A 15,472-nucleotide genomic window follows, 5' to 3' on the forward strand; every position below is an offset into this window, starting at 1 on the left:
GGGAGGTAAGGGGTCAGAGGTCTTCCGCGTCGGAGCCGCCGGGGTGTTCCGCCCGCGGGGGGGGGTGCCCCTATCTCTTTGGTCAAGGTCGTGGGTCAGGATGGCGACATGACGGATCGGGATCGGTTGGGGCGGACGGCAGTGCACTATGCGGCTATCGACGGGGACGTTGAAGGCCTGAGGGTGCTGTTGGCCGGGGGCGCCGCCCATGAGGCAGCCGATGCCGCCGGCTGGACGCCGCTGCATTTTGCGGCTCAGGCCCAAGCGTCATCGGTCATCGAGGTTCTCCTGGCCGCGGGTGCGTCGGTCGATGCCGTGGATGGCCACGGCAATACACCGTTGTGGCGGGCGGTGTTCTGTTCGCAGGGCGAGGGGGCGGCGATCCGGCTGCTGCTGGAAGCCGGTGCCGACCCCGACCGGGTTAACGCTCATGGTGTGAGTCCGCGGGCACTGGCGGGACGGATCGCCAAGTATGACGTGGCTGCCCACTTTCCGGGCGGGGACGGGACCTCCTTCTAGGCTCCGCCGACTGCCGTGACCGGACGGGGCTCGTAGAAGGTTCCGTCGCGGAGCATCGCGAAGAGGACGTCTGCCCGGCGTCGGGCGAGGCAGAGCAGCCGCCTGTGTGCCCAGGCCAGCTTCGGCCAGACAGCGCAACCGTGCCAGGACACCAACCACTTGGCCGAGTCCGCTGGCATGAATGGCCCGGATGCCCCGCGCTCGGCCTCCTGCAGACACGAAGCGCACCCGCCGCGCACTCACGCCGGCTTGGCGCCGACGCCGTACTGGGTCGGCCAGTCCAACGTCAGGGACGCAAGCCGGCTCGCCGTGGAAGTCGTCGCCGTCGATGCCACTTCTGAAGATCGCCGATCTGCAGTAGGTCGGCTCCAGGAGCAGGGCCACTGCGAGGAGGCCAGATCCATCAGTTCAGCCGCTAGGCTCCGGGCGCCTTTGAGACAAGTAGTGTCCGATATTGAGTACCAGGCCGAGCGGCCGAATATCGATGCGCGGTCAATCGGATTCGAGCGTTCCAGGGGTGATTCATCCATAACGTCCTGCGGATCTTGACTGAACGGGGCGTTCCGTTCAGTCGATCATTTTCAGCAAATTTGCTCAGCTGCCCACTGAGGGCGACATCCTGAGCATTCAAAGCCGTTGACGGTGCACGCGTGCAATGTGTTTGCTTTGCGGAAGCCCCTCGGGGTGCAGGAGGTGCCAGGGGGTTCATTGGTGCCGGATCGGTCTTTCCTGCGCCGGAGAGGTGGGAGTTGTGGAAATCCAAGGAGGGGGATACTCCGAATGAAGATCAGCAATCGGGTGCGGGCTGGCATTATCGCCAGTGTGTGCACCATGACCGTGGCTGGAATGGCCACAGGCCTTGCCTCGTCCGCCCACGCTGAAGAAGGGCCCCGTGGCGGGATCCTCGGCAACTACACCGGAGCCAACGTCTCGGGACCCGAGGCGGAGCCGCTCACGGCGCAGGCCAAGGACAAGATCGCGCTCACCGAGGCCTGGGCCCGTGCACAGGACGGACGCCTCAGCCAGGCGGACTACACCGCGCTGGAGAAGTCGTACCTGCGGAAGTACAAGCTGCAGAAGAAGGGTGCGTTCTCCACCAACGCGGCGTTGGCGCCCACCAGCCGTACGCTGCGTCTGACGCACTACGGGCAGGCAACCGGCTACTACTGCGGTCCGGCCACCGCCGCCATGATGATCAAGAGCGTCAACGGATCTATCAAGAGCCGGTACAACGGCAACGCGTTCACCCAGCAGAACCTCGCCAACAGCGCCCACATGGACACCACGCGCCAAGGCATGACCGACTGGGGCACCAAGAAATTCGTTACCGGTATCAACCGGTGGCGGGGCGAGAACTGGTACGTCCAGGTGCCCAGGCCCACGCCCACGCTCGCAGTGAAGACGATGCTCCACAGCATCGGCGAGAACGGCATGCCCATCGCGGCCGACACAGTCGAGTTCGCCCAGGGCCGGCACTACAACGGCCACCCGACCAACAGGACGATCGGCCACTGGATCACCGCGTACGGATACTCGTCCAGCGGCGCAACCAGCAAGTGGGCCGATCCGTCCACGACCGTGTGGTCCGGAGTGAGCAAGACGTTCCCCTACAACACCCGGAACTTCGCCAGCTACTTCCTCCAGACGAACGGATACGCCTACTAACATGCGCATCAGCCCGGCACTGCCATTCGCGATCCTGCTCGTCGGGCTGACCGCCTGCACCAGCGCAGAAGGTGGCCCCCGCTCCACGGCGGGGGCCACCCCGCCCGCAAAGCCCGGCGCCTCGGCACCGTCGGCGCCAGGCGCCGGCAACGGCTCGTCGTTCACGATATCGGCGGCCCTCGACACCGACGCCGCCGTCCAAGCCCGCGCCGGCACGCAGTACACCCACCGCTACACCCCTGCCACGACCGTGGCTTCGGGACTGACCGCCAACGTCCTGGACATCACCGGCGACGGCCGGCTCGTCGTGGCCGGCAGCCCCGACGCGAAGTCCGTGGACGGGGTGGTCCAGATCGAACAGAGCCGCGTGGGCATCCAGGACGCCACCGCGTTCAAGCCCTTCCCGCCGGCGCACAACGGCAAGTGCCAGAACACACGGCGCCAGGCGATCTACGCCGATGAGCAGCAGGACACGGTGGTGTGGACTGAGTCGGCCAGCACCAACCTTTTCGCCGTCGACTGGTGTGTCTTCGCCTACAACCCGCAGTCGAAGACCTCCGCGCTGCTCGGCGACTCGGCCACCATCGGGCCGAAGGAAGGCATGCCGGAGCCGCCCGGCACGTCCGCCGTCACGGTCGGCACCTCCCACGCGTTCTGGGCGACCGCCTACCCCACCCCCGGCAAGAAGCCGGAATTCGGAGTCAAGATCGTCGCACGCGGGATCAACGGAGGCGGGCAGCTCGAAACGGCCGTCGACAGGGCCAAGCTGCCCCAAGCAGTCGGCGACACCCTCTTCTACGTCCGCTCCGCCGACATCGCACCCGGCTTCGACGCGCACCGTTTCGAGATCCGAAAGCGCAGCGCCCAAGGCGACGGCGTCGTCGCGTCCGGGCGTCTGGCCGAGGGCCAGACGGTCTCCGCGCTCTCGGCCACAGCCACCAGGACAACGTGGGTGATCGCCAACTCCGACGGTGAGACCTCCACCCTCTACTCCCTGGACCTGGCCGCGAACAAGGCCGTGTCCGTCAAGCTCCACCACCCTGGGCCGTCAACGATGCACCTGCGGTCCACCGACACCCACCTCATCTGGGGCAGCGGCAGCGCCGCCGGGGACGCCGGCCAGTACCTGTACGCGCTCGACACCGGGAAGCTGTGGCGCCTGGGATCCGAAGAGGGATACAGCGTCGTCCACGCCAAGGGCGACCACATCGCCTGGGCCGCAATCCCCGACACCGCCCCGGACGCGAAGGCGACCTACGAAGTCGCCGACCTGAAGTAGCACACACCCTGGCCCCGCTGACGGGCCGCAACACAGCGACCACGTAGCGGACGCATATTTCGCCGGGCCTCGCAGGACCGCCCTCGCCCCGAACAAGCCGACTGGCCCAGCGATGTCACCGTGGGTTCAAATCCCACACCCACCGCCAGGTTAGAGAACTGACAGTTCAGAAGGGGTGTCTCTCACGGAGAGACACCCCTTCACCGTCTCACTCCGTTCGCGTGTATCCCGGGGTGTCGGTGTACCGCGCTCACCGGACGTCGCCTCTGCCAATCACGGCCCCTCGTCGGGGGGGTGCCCCTATCTCCTTCGTCAAGTGATCGTGATGATGATGGGCATGGATGAGGATCAGGGCTTGAGTCGTGAGAGCCGCCAGGGGTGGACGCAGCTGCACTTCGCGGCGGATGAGCAGGATGCCGCGGCTGTCGGCTCTCTCCTGGCGGAGGGTGCGGAGGTGGATGCACCCGATGGGCAGGGCAATACGCCGTTGTGGCAGGCCGTGTTCACGTATAGGGGCGATGGCGCGGTGTTGTCGCTGCTGGTCAAGGCCGGTGCCGATCCGGACAGGGTCAACCTTCATGGGGTGAGCCCGCGGCGTCTTGCCGGCTGGCGTGTTGGTTCAGATGTCGTGATGCATCTCGGGGAACGTCCTTCCTTGTAGTGCAATTTCTGCAGGTCATGCTGCCTTGGCGGCCTGGGGTTCGTAGAAGGTTCCGTCGCGGAGCATCGCGAAGAGGACGTCGGCCTTTCGTCGGGCGAGGCAGAGCAGGGCTTGGGTGTGGTGATTGCCCTGCGCGATCTTCTTGTCGTAGTAGGCCCGGGAAGCCGGGTCACCCAGAGCGGCGAACGCGGAGAGGAAGAAGGCCCGTTTGAGCTGCTTGTTTCCTCTCCGGGAGGGCTGTTCGCCGCGGATCGAGGAGCCCGAGCTTCGGGTCGCGGGTGCGAGTCCGGCGTAGGCGGCGAGGTGGCCGGCGGTCGGGAAGGTGCTGCCGTCGCCGACCTCGATCAGGATCCGGGCTCCGGTCCTGACGCCGACCCCCGGCATCGAGGTCAGGACCTTCGAAAGAGGGTGGCCCTCCAGCAGTTCCTCGATCCGCCCGGCCAGCAGTTTCCGCTGGTCGAGCACGGCCGTCAGCGAAGCGACCAGACTGGGGACGATCAGCGCGGCCGCCTCCGTCCCCGGGACCGTCACGGTCTGCTCGTCCAACGCGGCGAATATCTCCTGGACCAGCCGCTCGGCCATTCTCGGCGCCTTCGGCCGCAGCAGAGTGACCAGCCGCCGACGTCCCGCCTTGCGGATCTGAGCCGGTGATCCGAACCGTTCCAGCAGCGTGAGGACGGCCGGGTGCTGCAACCGCGGTCCCAGCACCCGTTCCAGCGACGGATGGATCTGGGTCAGCAGGCCGTGCAGCCGGTTGGCGACCCGGGTGGCCTCGGCGGCCAGGTCGTCGTCGAACCCGACGATCATCTCCAGTTCGGCGATCGTCTCGTCCTCGCCGTCGATGGCCCGCAGCGTGTGGGGCATCGCGCGGGCCGCGTCCGCGATGATGAACGCGTCCTTCGCGTCGGTCTTCGCCACACCGGGGTAGAGGTCGGCGATCCGCCGCATCGTCAGCCCGGGCAGGTAGGCGACCGGGCAGCCCATGTCCCTGGCGACCGCCAGCGGCAGGGCGCCGATCGAGGCCGGCTGGTCGACCACGACCAGCACCGTTCCGTGCTTGGCCTGCAGCTTGGAGAACAGCTCGCGGAGCTTGGGTTCGGTGTTGGGTAACCGCTTGTCGAAGGCCTTCTTGCCGGCCGTGGTGACGGCGGTGGCGTGGTGTTCGCCCTTGCCGACGTCCAGGCCGAGGAAGACGTCGATGTCGCCGGTGTCGATCACGTGCAGGCCCCTCCATCACGCTTTCGTCCGGCCTTGCCAGGGCACCGAGCTGCCACATCCACGTTACGGAGAGCTCTTCCGGCTCGGGTGAAGCCGGTGCTCAAGCCCCTCATTAGCGGTCCGTCGATGCCTCCGGGCCCGGTGACACCACCCCCCGGATCATCAACCGCTACAAGGGGGGGAAGTCATGCCGGACCCGAAGGCCGGAGGCCCCATTGCAGAGCCACGAAGAAGGTAACGGGGGGGAAGAGGGCGTTCTCAAAGGCATCCAGCCCGAAGAGGGCGTGCTCGGCGGTGTGTGCCGACCTCGGCTGCCCAGGCGCAGACGACCCCCCTCGCCCGGCTGGCCCCTGCCGGCCGCGCCGACCGACAGCGACCGCAAGGTGGAGGTCGGCGGCGCGAGAACAGAGTGACACTGCTGTCCACGGCCTCCGACGTCCGCCTGGGACGGCCTTGCCCACCCGGGCCGGAGGCGCTCCGGCCGGGCCATCGGTCACGGCCACCCCGGTCTTCCCGGCGAGGGCCCCTGGCCGGTGCAGGGTGACCGATGACCGGTCGTCGCCTCGGTCGGGAGTTGCATGGGCGGGTCACGGCGCTGACGTGCTGTTTGACCGATCGCGGGAGATGGATCGGTCACAGCCGGCCTGCCGACCGGTCACCTGTCTGCTGGGCAAACCCTCGACTCGGAGGGCTTGCCCAGCGTCCGGATCACGTGGCGGGACGGCTCCCGAAGTCGTGGCGTCACCGTCCGGGATGCGGAGGCCCGGAGCCGCCCTACGCCTCCTCGGCGGTCGTACGACGGAGTCATGAGACGACACCAGCAGAACAACGCCGGGCTCGTACCGAGCGTCCCGGGGGACATGTGGCACGCCCTCGCCTTCCTCCACGGGACCCACGTCGATCCCGTCGGCCACCTCGTACCCCTCAACCGCCCCGACGCCTTCCTCTCCCTCACCCGGCCCGGCGACATCGGCTTCACCGCGCGAGTGGAGCTGTCCGGCGTTCACCGACCAGCGCTGGGAGGAGACCACCGCGCGCGGCGGCGGCTGGACGGCCGGGGGCCTGACCGTGTGCGGCACCTGCCACACCGACGACCTCGTTCGCGAGGAAGCCGCCCGCCTCCAAACCGTTGCCGTGCCGCCGCCCCCGGACACCGACCAGGAGCCGGACAGACCCAGCCGCCGCCTCTTCCGCCGCCGCAGCTGACCGCAACGCACGCTGGGCAAGCCCAAGGAGAGCCTGGGCAAGCCACCCGTTAGGGCGGCTTGCCCACCCCGGCCGGAGCGTGGCGGGGTCCCAAGACTCGGCAGCGCGACGGGCCGCCCCGCAGATTTAGGCAGTGGGGCAGGGCAGTGTTCCGAGTCTGCGCTATTGGGGGATGGCGACCAGGATGCGGCCGTGGCCACCGCCGGCGTCGACGTGGTCATGGGCCTTGGCGATGTCGTCCAGCGGGTGACGGTCGCCGACGGCGACGGTGAGGGCGCCGACGGCGGAGGTGAGGTCGCGGGCGGCCTGGCCCTTGGCCTCGCCTGGGAAGTCGTCGCTGCCGAGCAGCCGCAGGGTGACGTTGTTGAACAGCAGCGGCCAGAAGGGGATCTCGGTGCGGTCCGTGCGGGTGGCGTAGGCGGCGATGACGGCGTTGTTGGCGGCGACGGCGTTGTCGAGATCGGCGTTGTCGGACAGCGCGACTTCGATGATCCGGTCGACGCCCCGTGGCGCGTACGAGCGGATGGCCGCGGCGGGGTCGCCAGTGTCCAGGGCGACGGCGTGGGAGACGACGGCCGGGTCGACGTGGTGGAGGTCCGCGGTGCGGCGGACGGTGGCGATTACGGTGGCGCCGGCCCAGTGGGCGAGCTGGGCGGCCAGAGAGCCGACGCCGCCGAGGACTCCGTGGACCAGGACCAGTCGGCCGTCGACCGGGCCGTCGGCGAAGACGGTGCGGTGGGCGGTGATGCCGGGGATGCCCAGGCTCGCCCCCAGCTCGTCGCTGAGGTGATCGGGCAGAGATACGGCGGGTGAGCCTTCTGCCGCGCGGGATTGCCGCTGCCGGCAGGGGCCCGTAGGCGCGGGTTCACCGCAATAGGCCGGCGATCATCGGGGCCAGTACCGGCACCCTCACCCGCCCCCAACTCCTCGTCCTCGTCCTCGGCCGCCACGATGCGACCGGATGCCTCCGCCCCGTCGGCCGCACCGTCCTCCTGCGCCCCGATGCGGCCCGCTCGCTCGCCGAGCACCTCACCCCGGCCGGTCCCGGCCATCCATGGACCGGTGCGAAGTTCTCCTCTGCCTGGGGCACCCGCGACGTCCTCGACACCACCCTCGTCCAGCCCGACCTCGTCGCGGAGGTCGGCGCCGACCCCTCCGTCGACCGCGGCGGCGTCTACCGGCACCCGATCCGGTACGTACGCCTGCGCCCGGACGCGTCCGTCGACGACGTGCCCCGCTTCGGCGGGGGCCCGGCTGTGGAGTGACCGATGGCGACGCGGGGGTCCACGCCGTCCCGCCTCCTTCTGCGCCGCTTGGGGTGATCCGGCTGGCTGGCGAGTGACGGCCGGGGGCGCGGGGTAGGCGCGCCGTGACAGCAGCGTGCACATCAACCAGGGAGGGGCTCGCCATGGCGGCGGCTCGCTTCGAGGCCCGGCAGACCGGTAAGGGCTATCACTTCGTTCTGATCGCAACGAAGGGGCAGGTGATCGCGACAAGTGAGCACTACGAGAGCCACCGGTCCTGCTTGAACGGCATCGACTCCGTCAAGCGCAATGCCGACGCCCCCATCCAGGACACCACCGGTACGAATTAGGGCCGCTGACCGGCGCGGCACCCCACCGGCGACACAGGTGGCGGCCATCGTGCAGCCGTCGCGCCATAACGCACCAAGCATGCGGAGAAGGTGAAGAACAGATGAGCGCCGTTGAACGGCACCCGAACCATGGCAGCCGTACCGAGGAATCTGTGGGCGAGCTCGTATCGCGGGCGTCGCAGCAGATTTCGGAGCTGGTCCGCGAAGAGTTGCAGCTGGCCCGGGCTGAGATGTCCCAGAAGGGCAAACGCTTCGGTGTGGGCGGCGGCCTGTTCGGCGGGGCTGGCCTGGTCGGCATCCTCGCCGCACAGGCCCTGGTCGGCGCCATGATCGCGGCCCTCGCCCTGCTCCTGCCGGTCTGGGCCTCGGCTCTGATCATCGCCGCCCTGCTGGCGGCCGTCGCGGCAGTAATGGCCGCGGCGGGGAAGAAGCAGATCGCCAAAGCCGGCACACCCGCACCCGAGCAGGCCATCGACAGCGTCAAGGCCGACGTGGCCGAAATCAAGGAGGCAGTACACCGATGAGCACCCCTTCCCACGGCGACAAGGACGCCGCGCCCACTCCCGAGGAGCTGCGCGAGCAGCTCGAGCACACCCGCGACGAGCTCGGCCAGACCGTGGAGGCGCTGGCGGCCAAGGCCGACGTCAAGGCGCAGGCCAAGGAGAAGGCGGCCGAGATCAAGGAACAGGCCGCCGAGAAGGCCACCCTCGTCGGCGACCAGATCCGGGACAAGGCAGCCCACGCAGCCCAGCTGGTCAAGGACAAGACCCCCGACCCGGTCCTGGACAAGGCCACCCACGCCGCAGCGCAGGTACGCGACACCGCGAGCCGGGCCGGGCAGCTCGCCGCCGAGAAGACCCCGGACCCGGTCCGTGAGAAGGCCGAGCAAGCCGCGACCATGGCGAAGGCCAACCGCACCCCCTTGATCGCCGCGGCCGTCGCGTTCATCGTCTTCCTGCTCCTGCGCCGCAACCGGAGGTGCCGGTGAAGGCATCCAAGATCGCCTACAAGCCGGTCGGTCTGGCGCTCGGCGCCACGAGCGGCATGATCGCCGGCGCGGCGTTCAAGCAGGCGTGGAAGATGATCGGTCACGACGACGACGCCCCCGACGCCACCGACGAGCACCGCACCTGGCAGGAAGTCCTGATCGCCGCAGCCTTGCAGGGCGCGATCTTCGCGGTCGTCAAGGCCGCCGTCGACCGAGGAGGAGCCGCCACCACCCGGCGCCTGACCGGCACGTGGCCCGGCTGAACCGCCCAAGGGCGGCGTCGGCCTCGCCTTGAGGACCGACGCCGCCAGACCCCTGTAGCCCGAAAACGATGGAGGAAGTCGTGGCCGCGCACCCCGGGCTGCACACCCTGGCAGCCGCCGCTCTCACCACCGCCGTGCTCCTCGCCCGCTGGTGGGCAACCCGCGCGGTCCGCGACGCCCACGGTGCCAGCGCTGCAAGAGCACCGTGGCGGCGCGCAGTGCACCCGCCGGCCGGAGAGTCGGTCTCCGACCGTGTGGCCGAGTTGCATGCCTCCTTCCTGGACCCGGCCCTGAAGGAAACCGACGCCCACCTCGAGCAGTACTGGAACAAGCTCACCGCCCTGTACCCGCACCGCGACGGCGAGCGTCGGCACAGGTAGAAACCGCGCCCCACGCAGTCCCGTCACCGAGTCGCGCCGCAGCCCCTCACCGCAGCCGACGGACGGTCAACCCACAGCGCGGACCGCTGGGGCGGGTATCGCTCGCTGCTCGGGGCAGACGAAACGCATGCACGGACAACATGCGCGTCCCACGAGCACTCTGTTCGGCCCGACCCCCACAGCACAGACGCCACCGCCCGCCGGCGCCAAGCACGCACGCCGCGGCCGGATCACCGGCCGCCTGCGCCGCCGGATCCTCGCCTACCGCGCAATCGACTTCCTCTCCACACACATCCCGGACCACGCCGGACCCGGCGAGGAATGCCTGCTCCTCGTCCACATCCGCCAGGTGGTCGGCCAGGTCCACTACCGGATCTGCACCCACTGCACCCAGGGCGTCATCACCGCCATCGCTATCGACGAGCGTTTCCAGAGCACCGGGCTGGGCACCCGGGCGCTTTCGCACCTGCGCTCCCGCCACCCGGGCCTCGCCTGGCGCAGCACGCTGAGCATGCGCACCACCCGCGATCTCCTGCGCCGGATGCGCATTCCCACGATCACGGCTGACACGCACTGTCCCCACACGCCGGGGCTGCCGGACCCGGCGCTCGCCAGCGGCTGACAGCGCCGCGACTTCCGCCCGTAGGCCAGCTCTGTCACCTCCGACAGAAGCTGCCGTCGGCTCCCGGCCGCACTCCATCGTTCAACCACGTTCGAAAGTGCCTATCTGGCTGGCCTCGGGCACTGGCAGCAACAACACTGGCTGCACCTTGAAGCCGGTTCTGACCTAGAGCCAGCCGTTGCGGCGGAAGGCGCGGTAGAGGAGCCCGGACGCCAGCGCCATGAGCCCGAGCGCGAGCGGATAGCCGTAACTCCAGCCGAGTTCGGGCATGTGCTCGAAGTTCATCCCGTAGACACCGGCGACCATGGTGGGAATGGCGAAGATCGCCGCCCAGGCCGAGATACGGCGCATGTCGTCGTTCTGCCAGGTCCCCACCCGTGCCTGCTGGGCGTCCAGGACCGAGTTCAAAAGCTCGTCCAGCGACCGGACCTCGGTGTCGGTGCGGTTCAGATGGTCCGCCACGTCACGGAAGTACGGCAGTACCTTCGGCGGATGCCCCTGCCCGTCCCGGCCCGGCCCGGTCAGGATCGACTGCAGGACGGGGACGAGGGGCTGTACGGCGTCACGGAACTCCCGCACCTCGCGCTTGAGGGAGTAGATCTGCTCGGTGTGGTCGACGCGGGAGGTGGAGAAGACGCGGTCCTCCAGTTTGGTGAGCGCGGCTCGCACCTTGTCCGCGGCGTCGGTGTAGGCGTCCACGACGACGTCGAGGACGGCGTGCAGCACGGACAGCGGGCCGAAGCGCAGCATGTCGGGGTCGGCTTCGAACCGGCGGGCGGCTTCAGTGGCAGGGTCGGCCGGCCCGTGCCGCACGGTGAGGACGTAGCGGGGGCCGACGAAGACCATCAGCTCCCCGGTCTCCACCGACATCTCGGCGTCGACGTACCAGAGCGTCTTGAGCGCGACGGCCAGGACATCGCCGAAACGCTCACGCTTGGGGCGCTGCTGCGCCTGGACCGCATCCTCGACCGCCAGAGGATGTAGTCCCAGCTCCTCCGCAAGCCGCGTCAGCTCCGCCTCGGCCGGGTCGAACAGGCGCACCCAGGCGAACTCGCCCTCACCCAGCCCTCGCAGCCGCTTCAGTACCGGCTGGCAGGCTTCCTCTTCCATGCCGCATTCCACCGACTCCGACCGGCCCGACCGCTCCTCGTACATCACACATTCCATCCCCTGCGCATGCTTCGATATGCCGATTTCATGCAGCACCGGCTGTCACGCATCCCACTGGCTTCGCCTGGCTGCTCCCACCTGCGCAGCCTGCGGCGCACCGGTACGACGGCCGCAGGGCGGGTAGACGGGCCGCATGACACTGCCGGGAGAACTGCTGTCCGAGTCCACGGTGCGGGACGTGATCGGGGGGCTCGTTCACGCGATCGAAGCCGCCGGAGCACTCGTCATCTTCACCGGAGCCGTGCAGTCCGTGACCTGGTGCGCCTGAAGGGAAACGTGTGCTTGAGTCGGCGCTGCGAGCCAGCCGATGGCTGCCCTCAGCAGGGGTAGGTCACGCCGGTGAGCCGCTCCGACTCCGACCACAGCTGCTGTCCGAGCCGCTCGTCATGCGCCAGTCGCCGAAGGACACCGGGCCCGGCTCTCCCCGCAACTCGGCAATGCCCTGCGGGCCGTAGCAGCTTCCACCGACCGCGTCTGGATCGGTCGCCGCCCGCAGAATCGGGCCGCAGCCCACTGCCGGGCTCTGACCCGCCCGGCGCAGGCCCCATGCGGTCGGCGCGGCGGGCAGGCTCCGCCCGCCGAGTCGGCCCTGATGTGCCCAAATCAGCGGCGGCGATACCCGGATGCGCGCCAATACTCAACGTGCCCGCACCCGTGAGCGCCAGACGCCGGCCGAGCTCTACCGCGAAGACCGCGTTGGCCAGCTTGGACGCCTCATACGCCCGCCAGGGAGCCGTTGCCCTGGGTTCACGTCATGGAGACGACGACCTTGCCGGCCTTCGCGCGGCCTTTCTCGACGTACTCCATGGCCTGAAGGGTCTCGTCGAAGGGGAATACCTGGTCGACGACGGGGCGGATCTTCCCGGCGTCGATGAGGGGGGTGAGTTCGCGCAGCTGGTCGCCACTGGCCTTCATGAACAGGAAGGAGTACGTGACACCGAGACGCTTGGCCTGGCGCCGGATCTTGGCGCTGAGCGCGGCGATGCCCAGGCGGAGCACCAGGTTCGAGCCGAGTTCGCGGGCGGTGGCCGTGTCGGGCGGGCCAGCGACGGAGATGGCCAGGCCGCCGGGCTTGAGGATGCGCAGGGACTTGGCGAGGTTCTCGCCGCCGAGGGAGTCCAGGACGAGGTCGTAGCCGGTGAGGAGTTCGGAGAAGTCCTGGGTGCGGTAGTCGATGACCTCGTCCGCGCCGAGGTCCTTGACGAGGTCGATCTTGGCGGTGCTCGCGGTGGCGGCCACGTGCGCACCCAGTGCCTTGGCCAGTTGGATGGTGATGGATCCCAGGCCGCCGGCGCCCGCGTGGATGAGGACCTTCTGGCCCGGCTGGACGTTCGCCCGCTCGACCAGGGCCTGCCAGGCGGTCAGCGCGACCAGGGGGAGGGAGGCGGCCTCGGTCATGGTGAGCGTGGCGGGCTTGGCCGCCAGGTCGTCCTGGTGGACGGCGAGGAGTTCGGCGAAGGTGCCGATGCGGTCCTTGTCGGGCCGCGCCCAGACCTCGTCGCCCACCGCGAAGCGGGTGACGGACGATCCGACGCGGACGACGGTCCCGGCGAGGTCGTTGCCCAGGACGAGCGGGAGACGGTAGGACAGGATCTGCTTGAGGTCACCGTCGCGGATCTTCATGTCCAGTGGGTTGACACTCGCCGCGTCGATCCTGACCAGGACGTCGTCGGTGCCCACCTGGGGGTCGGGTATCTCGGCGGCACGCATGTTGGACGCGCCACCGTACTTCTCGACCATGAAGGCCTTCATCGTCATCTCCGTTCGTGTGGTCTCCCGTCCAAGCGGGAGGGTGTTCTGTCCGTGAGGGGTTTGTCTCGTTACGAGACCGTTTGTGGTGCCTTCTGGTCCGCGGGCTCCGCGTCGGCACGGCAGTGGCCAGTGCCTGCGCGGAGAGCCCTGCGGCGGCCGTGTTTCCGGGCTCAGGCCACCGGCACGACCGGGGCGATGACGCTGCCCGCGTCGCCGCCCTGGAGGCGGCCCAGCGAGCCCGCGACGCCCTCGTGCGGTACGCCGAGCGGCATGGCGCTGACCTTGTCGAGGCGCGCGTACTGCTCGTCGGTGAGCTGGACGTCGAGGGCTGCGAGGTAGCTGTCGCCGCTGTCGAGGAAGGTGCTGCCGGCCTCGGCGAACCGGTCGAAGATCCGGCGTGCCTCGTCGGGCTCGGCGCCGGCGCCCCAGCCGGTGCCGAGCGCGTACTCGGAGACGCGCAGTCCGGTCCTGTGGCCGAAGGCCGTGTACCGCATGAGAAGTCCTTGCGCAAGGGGGCCTGGAAGGCCGTCGTGCCGTGGTGGAGGGGGTGAGCGTCAGCCTGCGTTCGGCTGGGGCGCCGCGGACAGGCTCTGCTTGACGTACCTGCTGGTCTCGTCGGCGAGGATCTCGAGCAGGCCGGTCTCGATGCCGTACAGGGCCTGGGCGGCGACGTCGGCGGCGGCGACCTTCTGCTCGGCGGGCACGCCGGCGGCCATGTCGGTGTCCATGTAGCCGACGTGCAGCGCCGAGACGGTGATCCCGCGGGGCGCCAGTTCCTCGCGACTCGCGTCGCTCAGTGCCCAGGCGGCGGCCTTGGAAGCCGCGTAGGAGCCGAGGCCTGCCGGGTGGAACCAGGACAGGGCGGACAGGACGTTGAGGACGGCGCCGCCGCCGTTGCCCTCGATGACGGGAGCGAAGGCTCGTGTGGCGACGAGCGGGCCGAAGAAGTTGGTCTCCATCTCGCGACGTACCTCGTCCAGGTCGCCGCGGACCAGCGTCGCGCCGGTGGAGATGCCCGCGTTGTTGATCAGAAGCGTCGCGTCCGACGCGATGCGGGCGGCCTCCCTTATCGACTCCTGGTCCGTCACGTCGAGGCGCAGTGGGCGGACGCCCGGCAGGTCGACCGTTTCGGGACGGCGGGCCGCCGCGTAGACCTTGGCGCCATGCTCCACGAGCTGGGCGGCCAGGTGCCGCCCGAGGCCCCGGTTGGCGCCGGTGACCACCGCGACCGCGTTCTTGAGTTCCATGCTCGCTCCTGTCCTTCGCAGGCGCCGTCGGAGCACCCGCGTCAATTAGATTGCGACCACAATCTAAACACGTGACTAAGATAGATGCCAATCGACATCCAAACTGGATCGTGCAGGAGGTGGCCATGGGCCGCGTATCGCAGGCGCAGGCGGAGGAAAATCGCAGGCGGGTGGTGGACACCGCGTCGCGGCTGTTCCGGGAGCAGGGCACCCACGTCAGCGTCGCCGATCTCATGAAGGCGGCCGGCCTCACCCACGGCGCCTTCTACAAGCAGTTCGCCTCCAAGGAATCGCTCGTCGATGAGGTCACCGCCCACGTCTTCGATGAGATCGCACGGCGCAATGCGGCCGGGCTCGAGCGGCACGACGGGCAGCGGGGTGCCGCTCAGCGGGCCCTGATCGACGCCTACCTCTCCGTCGAGCACCGTGACAACGCGGCGGACGGCTGCCCGGTCGCGGCTCTCGCCACCGATATCGCGCGCGGACCCGAAGGCCGCGAGGCGCGCCGTACCTACGCGGAGGGCGTGGCCGACTTCGCCGCGTTCCTTGCCCCCGCCGAGGCCGTCGCGGGCGGCGAGGCCGTCGGGGGCGCCGAGGGCGGCGAGGCCGTCGGGGGCGGCCTCGCCCGGCTGTGCACCCTGGTCGGTGCTCTGGTCCTGTCCCGGGCCACCCAGGGCTCCCCGCTCTCCGAGGAGATCCTCGCCGCCGCGCACGCGGCCCTGACGGAAGCCGGCTGACCGGGGGCCCGGCATCGGGCGCCGCGCGGTGTGTGTGCACCGGCCGCACCCGCGAGGTGACGCGGGGTCCGAGGCTTCCGTGCTCGCGGCCCGATCGGTCTGGCGTGGTTCCGTGCTCCCTACGGCAGTTGTCGTGCAAATGCGACACCTATCGTGCTCAGGCTCACTCCC

At 69.4% G+C, this 15,472-nt stretch carries 17 protein-coding genes and 1 pseudogene; 12 read left to right on the top strand and 6 right to left on the bottom strand.

The features are described 5' to 3' along the window. Positions 1-90: 90 nt before the first annotated feature. From OG764_RS37110 to OG764_RS37125, 4 genes are all read left to right on the top strand, one after another. A complete protein-coding gene (locus OG764_RS37110; protein ID WP_328973290.1) occupies positions 91-519 on the top strand; it encodes an ankyrin repeat domain-containing protein in 429 nt (142 codons plus the stop codon). A gap of 846 nt (positions 520-1,365) precedes the next feature. Next, positions 1,366-2,184 (top strand): C39 family peptidase, encoded by an 819-nt coding sequence (locus OG764_RS37115; protein WP_328972738.1) that lies wholly within the window; start codon positions 1,366-1,368, stop codon positions 2,182-2,184. Position 2,185: 1 nt separating this feature from the next. Beyond that, positions 2,186-3,463 carry a hypothetical protein gene (locus OG764_RS37120; RefSeq protein ID WP_328972739.1) on the top strand — a complete coding sequence of 426 codons (1,278 nt, stop codon included), beginning with the start codon at positions 2,186-2,188 and terminating at the stop codon, positions 3,461-3,463. A 325-nt stretch (positions 3,464-3,788) separates the two neighbouring features. After that, entirely contained in the window at positions 3,789-4,124 is a 336-nt protein-coding gene (locus OG764_RS37125; RefSeq protein ID WP_328973291.1) for an ankyrin repeat domain-containing protein, read from the top strand. A gap of 15 nt (positions 4,125-4,139) precedes the next feature. On the opposite strand, the gene OG764_RS37130 is transcribed toward OG764_RS37125, so the two are convergent. Continuing rightward, the gene (locus OG764_RS37130; RefSeq protein WP_443056166.1) at positions 4,140-5,342 is read right to left on the bottom strand and encodes an IS110 family transposase; all 1,203 of its coding nucleotides are present in this window, start codon (positions 5,340-5,342) and stop codon (positions 4,140-4,142) included. A 1,368-nt stretch (positions 5,343-6,710) separates the two neighbouring features. Next, positions 6,711-7,355: pseudogene (locus OG764_RS37135) on the bottom strand (zinc-binding dehydrogenase); the annotation flags it as partial. Positions 7,356-7,956: 601 nt separating this feature from the next. Here OG764_RS37135 and OG764_RS37140 point away from each other — a divergent pair. From OG764_RS37140 to OG764_RS37165, 6 genes are all read left to right on the top strand, one after another. Beyond that, positions 7,957-8,142: a YegP family protein gene (locus OG764_RS37140; protein WP_328972740.1), complete on the top strand. Its 186-nt coding sequence runs from the start codon at positions 7,957-7,959 to the stop codon at positions 8,140-8,142. A 101-nt stretch (positions 8,143-8,243) separates the two neighbouring features. Next, the gene (locus tag OG764_RS37145; RefSeq protein WP_328972741.1) at positions 8,244-8,666 is read left to right on the top strand and encodes a phage holin family protein; all 423 of its coding nucleotides are present in this window, start codon (positions 8,244-8,246) and stop codon (positions 8,664-8,666) included. Further along, on the top strand, positions 8,663-9,130 hold the full coding sequence (locus tag OG764_RS37150; RefSeq protein WP_328972742.1) for a DUF3618 domain-containing protein: 468 nt from the start codon (positions 8,663-8,665) through the stop codon (positions 9,128-9,130). Before OG764_RS37145 ends, OG764_RS37150 begins: the two co-directional genes overlap by 4 nt. Further along, positions 9,127-9,393 (top strand): DUF4235 domain-containing protein, encoded by a 267-nt coding sequence (locus OG764_RS37155; protein ID WP_328972743.1) that lies wholly within the window; start codon positions 9,127-9,129, stop codon positions 9,391-9,393. The genes OG764_RS37150 and OG764_RS37155 overlap by 4 nt, the downstream gene beginning before the upstream one ends. Positions 9,394-9,461: 68 nt before the next feature. Next, positions 9,462-9,773, top strand: a complete 312-nt coding sequence (locus OG764_RS37160) for a hypothetical protein (RefSeq protein ID WP_328972744.1) — start codon at positions 9,462-9,464, stop codon at positions 9,771-9,773. A gap of 127 nt (positions 9,774-9,900) precedes the next feature. Continuing rightward, entirely contained in the window at positions 9,901-10,395 is a 495-nt protein-coding gene (locus tag OG764_RS37165) for a GNAT family N-acetyltransferase (RefSeq protein WP_328972745.1), read from the top strand. A 165-nt stretch (positions 10,396-10,560) separates the two neighbouring features. Here the strand turns inward: OG764_RS37165 and OG764_RS37170 are convergent, their stop codons facing one another. After that, positions 10,561-11,562, bottom strand: a complete 1,002-nt coding sequence (locus tag OG764_RS37170; RefSeq protein WP_328972746.1) for a magnesium and cobalt transport protein CorA — start codon at positions 11,560-11,562, stop codon at positions 10,561-10,563. Between the two features lie 136 nt (positions 11,563-11,698). Here OG764_RS37170 and OG764_RS37175 point away from each other — a divergent pair, with 136 nt between their 5' ends. Next, on the top strand, positions 11,699-11,833 hold the full coding sequence (locus tag OG764_RS37175; protein WP_328972747.1) for a hypothetical protein: 135 nt from the start codon (positions 11,699-11,701) through the stop codon (positions 11,831-11,833). A gap of 479 nt (positions 11,834-12,312) precedes the next feature. Here OG764_RS37175 and OG764_RS37180 read toward each other — a convergent pair whose 3' ends face one another. The 3 genes from OG764_RS37180 to OG764_RS37190 all read right to left on the bottom strand — a co-directional run bounded on the left by OG764_RS37180 (position 12,313) and on the right by OG764_RS37190 (position 14,564). Beyond that, a complete protein-coding gene (locus tag OG764_RS37180; protein WP_328973293.1) occupies positions 12,313-13,317 on the bottom strand; it encodes an NADP-dependent oxidoreductase in 1,005 nt (334 codons plus the stop codon). Between the two features lie 170 nt (positions 13,318-13,487). Further along, a complete protein-coding gene (locus OG764_RS41865; RefSeq protein WP_443056167.1) occupies positions 13,488-13,811 on the bottom strand; it encodes a hypothetical protein in 324 nt (107 codons plus the stop codon). 60 nt (positions 13,812-13,871) lie between these two features. Beyond that, positions 13,872-14,564, bottom strand: a complete 693-nt coding sequence (locus OG764_RS37190; RefSeq protein ID WP_328972748.1) for an SDR family oxidoreductase — start codon at positions 14,562-14,564, stop codon at positions 13,872-13,874. A 125-nt stretch (positions 14,565-14,689) separates the two neighbouring features. Between OG764_RS37190 and OG764_RS37195 the strand changes: the two genes are divergently transcribed. Then, on the top strand, positions 14,690-15,301 hold the full coding sequence (locus tag OG764_RS37195; protein WP_328972749.1) for a TetR/AcrR family transcriptional regulator: 612 nt from the start codon (positions 14,690-14,692) through the stop codon (positions 15,299-15,301). Positions 15,302-15,472: the final 171 nt, after the last annotated feature.

Source organism: Streptomyces sp. NBC_00239 (assembly GCF_036194065.1).
Taxonomy (GTDB): domain Bacteria; phylum Actinomycetota; class Actinomycetes; order Streptomycetales; family Streptomycetaceae; genus Streptomyces.

Bases quoted from the DNA above. Each gene is read 5' to 3' on its own strand.
- OG764_RS37115 (WP_328972738.1), top strand. From the start codon at position 1,366: ATGGCCACAGGCCTTGCCTCGTCCGCCCACGCTGAAGAAGGGCCCCGT.
- OG764_RS37120 (WP_328972739.1), top strand. From the start codon at position 2,186: ATGCGCATCAGCCCGGCACTGCCATTCGCGATCCTGCTCGTCGGGCTG.
- OG764_RS37125 (WP_328973291.1), top strand. From the start codon at position 3,789: ATGATGATGGGCATGGATGAGGATCAGGGCTTGAGTCGTGAGAGCCGC.
- OG764_RS37140 (WP_328972740.1), top strand. From the start codon at position 7,957: ATGGCGGCGGCTCGCTTCGAGGCCCGGCAGACCGGTAAGGGCTATCAC.
- OG764_RS37145 (WP_328972741.1), top strand. From the start codon at position 8,244: ATGAGCGCCGTTGAACGGCACCCGAACCATGGCAGCCGTACCGAGGAA.
- OG764_RS37150 (WP_328972742.1), top strand. From the start codon at position 8,663: ATGAGCACCCCTTCCCACGGCGACAAGGACGCCGCGCCCACTCCCGAG.
- OG764_RS37160 (WP_328972744.1), top strand. From the start codon at position 9,462: ATGGAGGAAGTCGTGGCCGCGCACCCCGGGCTGCACACCCTGGCAGCC.
- OG764_RS37165 (WP_328972745.1), top strand. From the start codon at position 9,901: ATGCACGGACAACATGCGCGTCCCACGAGCACTCTGTTCGGCCCGACC.
- OG764_RS37170 (WP_328972746.1), bottom strand. From the start codon at position 11,562: ATGGAATGTGTGATGTACGAGGAGCGGTCGGGCCGGTCGGAGTCGGTG.
- OG764_RS37175 (WP_328972747.1), top strand. From the start codon at position 11,699: ATGACACTGCCGGGAGAACTGCTGTCCGAGTCCACGGTGCGGGACGTG.
- OG764_RS37180 (WP_328973293.1), bottom strand. From the start codon at position 13,317: ATGAAGGCCTTCATGGTCGAGAAGTACGGTGGCGCGTCCAACATGCGT.
- OG764_RS41865 (WP_443056167.1), bottom strand. From the start codon at position 13,811: ATGCGGTACACGGCCTTCGGCCACAGGACCGGACTGCGCGTCTCCGAG.
- OG764_RS37190 (WP_328972748.1), bottom strand. From the start codon at position 14,564: ATGGAACTCAAGAACGCGGTCGCGGTGGTCACCGGCGCCAACCGGGGC.
- OG764_RS37195 (WP_328972749.1), top strand. From the start codon at position 14,690: ATGGGCCGCGTATCGCAGGCGCAGGCGGAGGAAAATCGCAGGCGGGTG.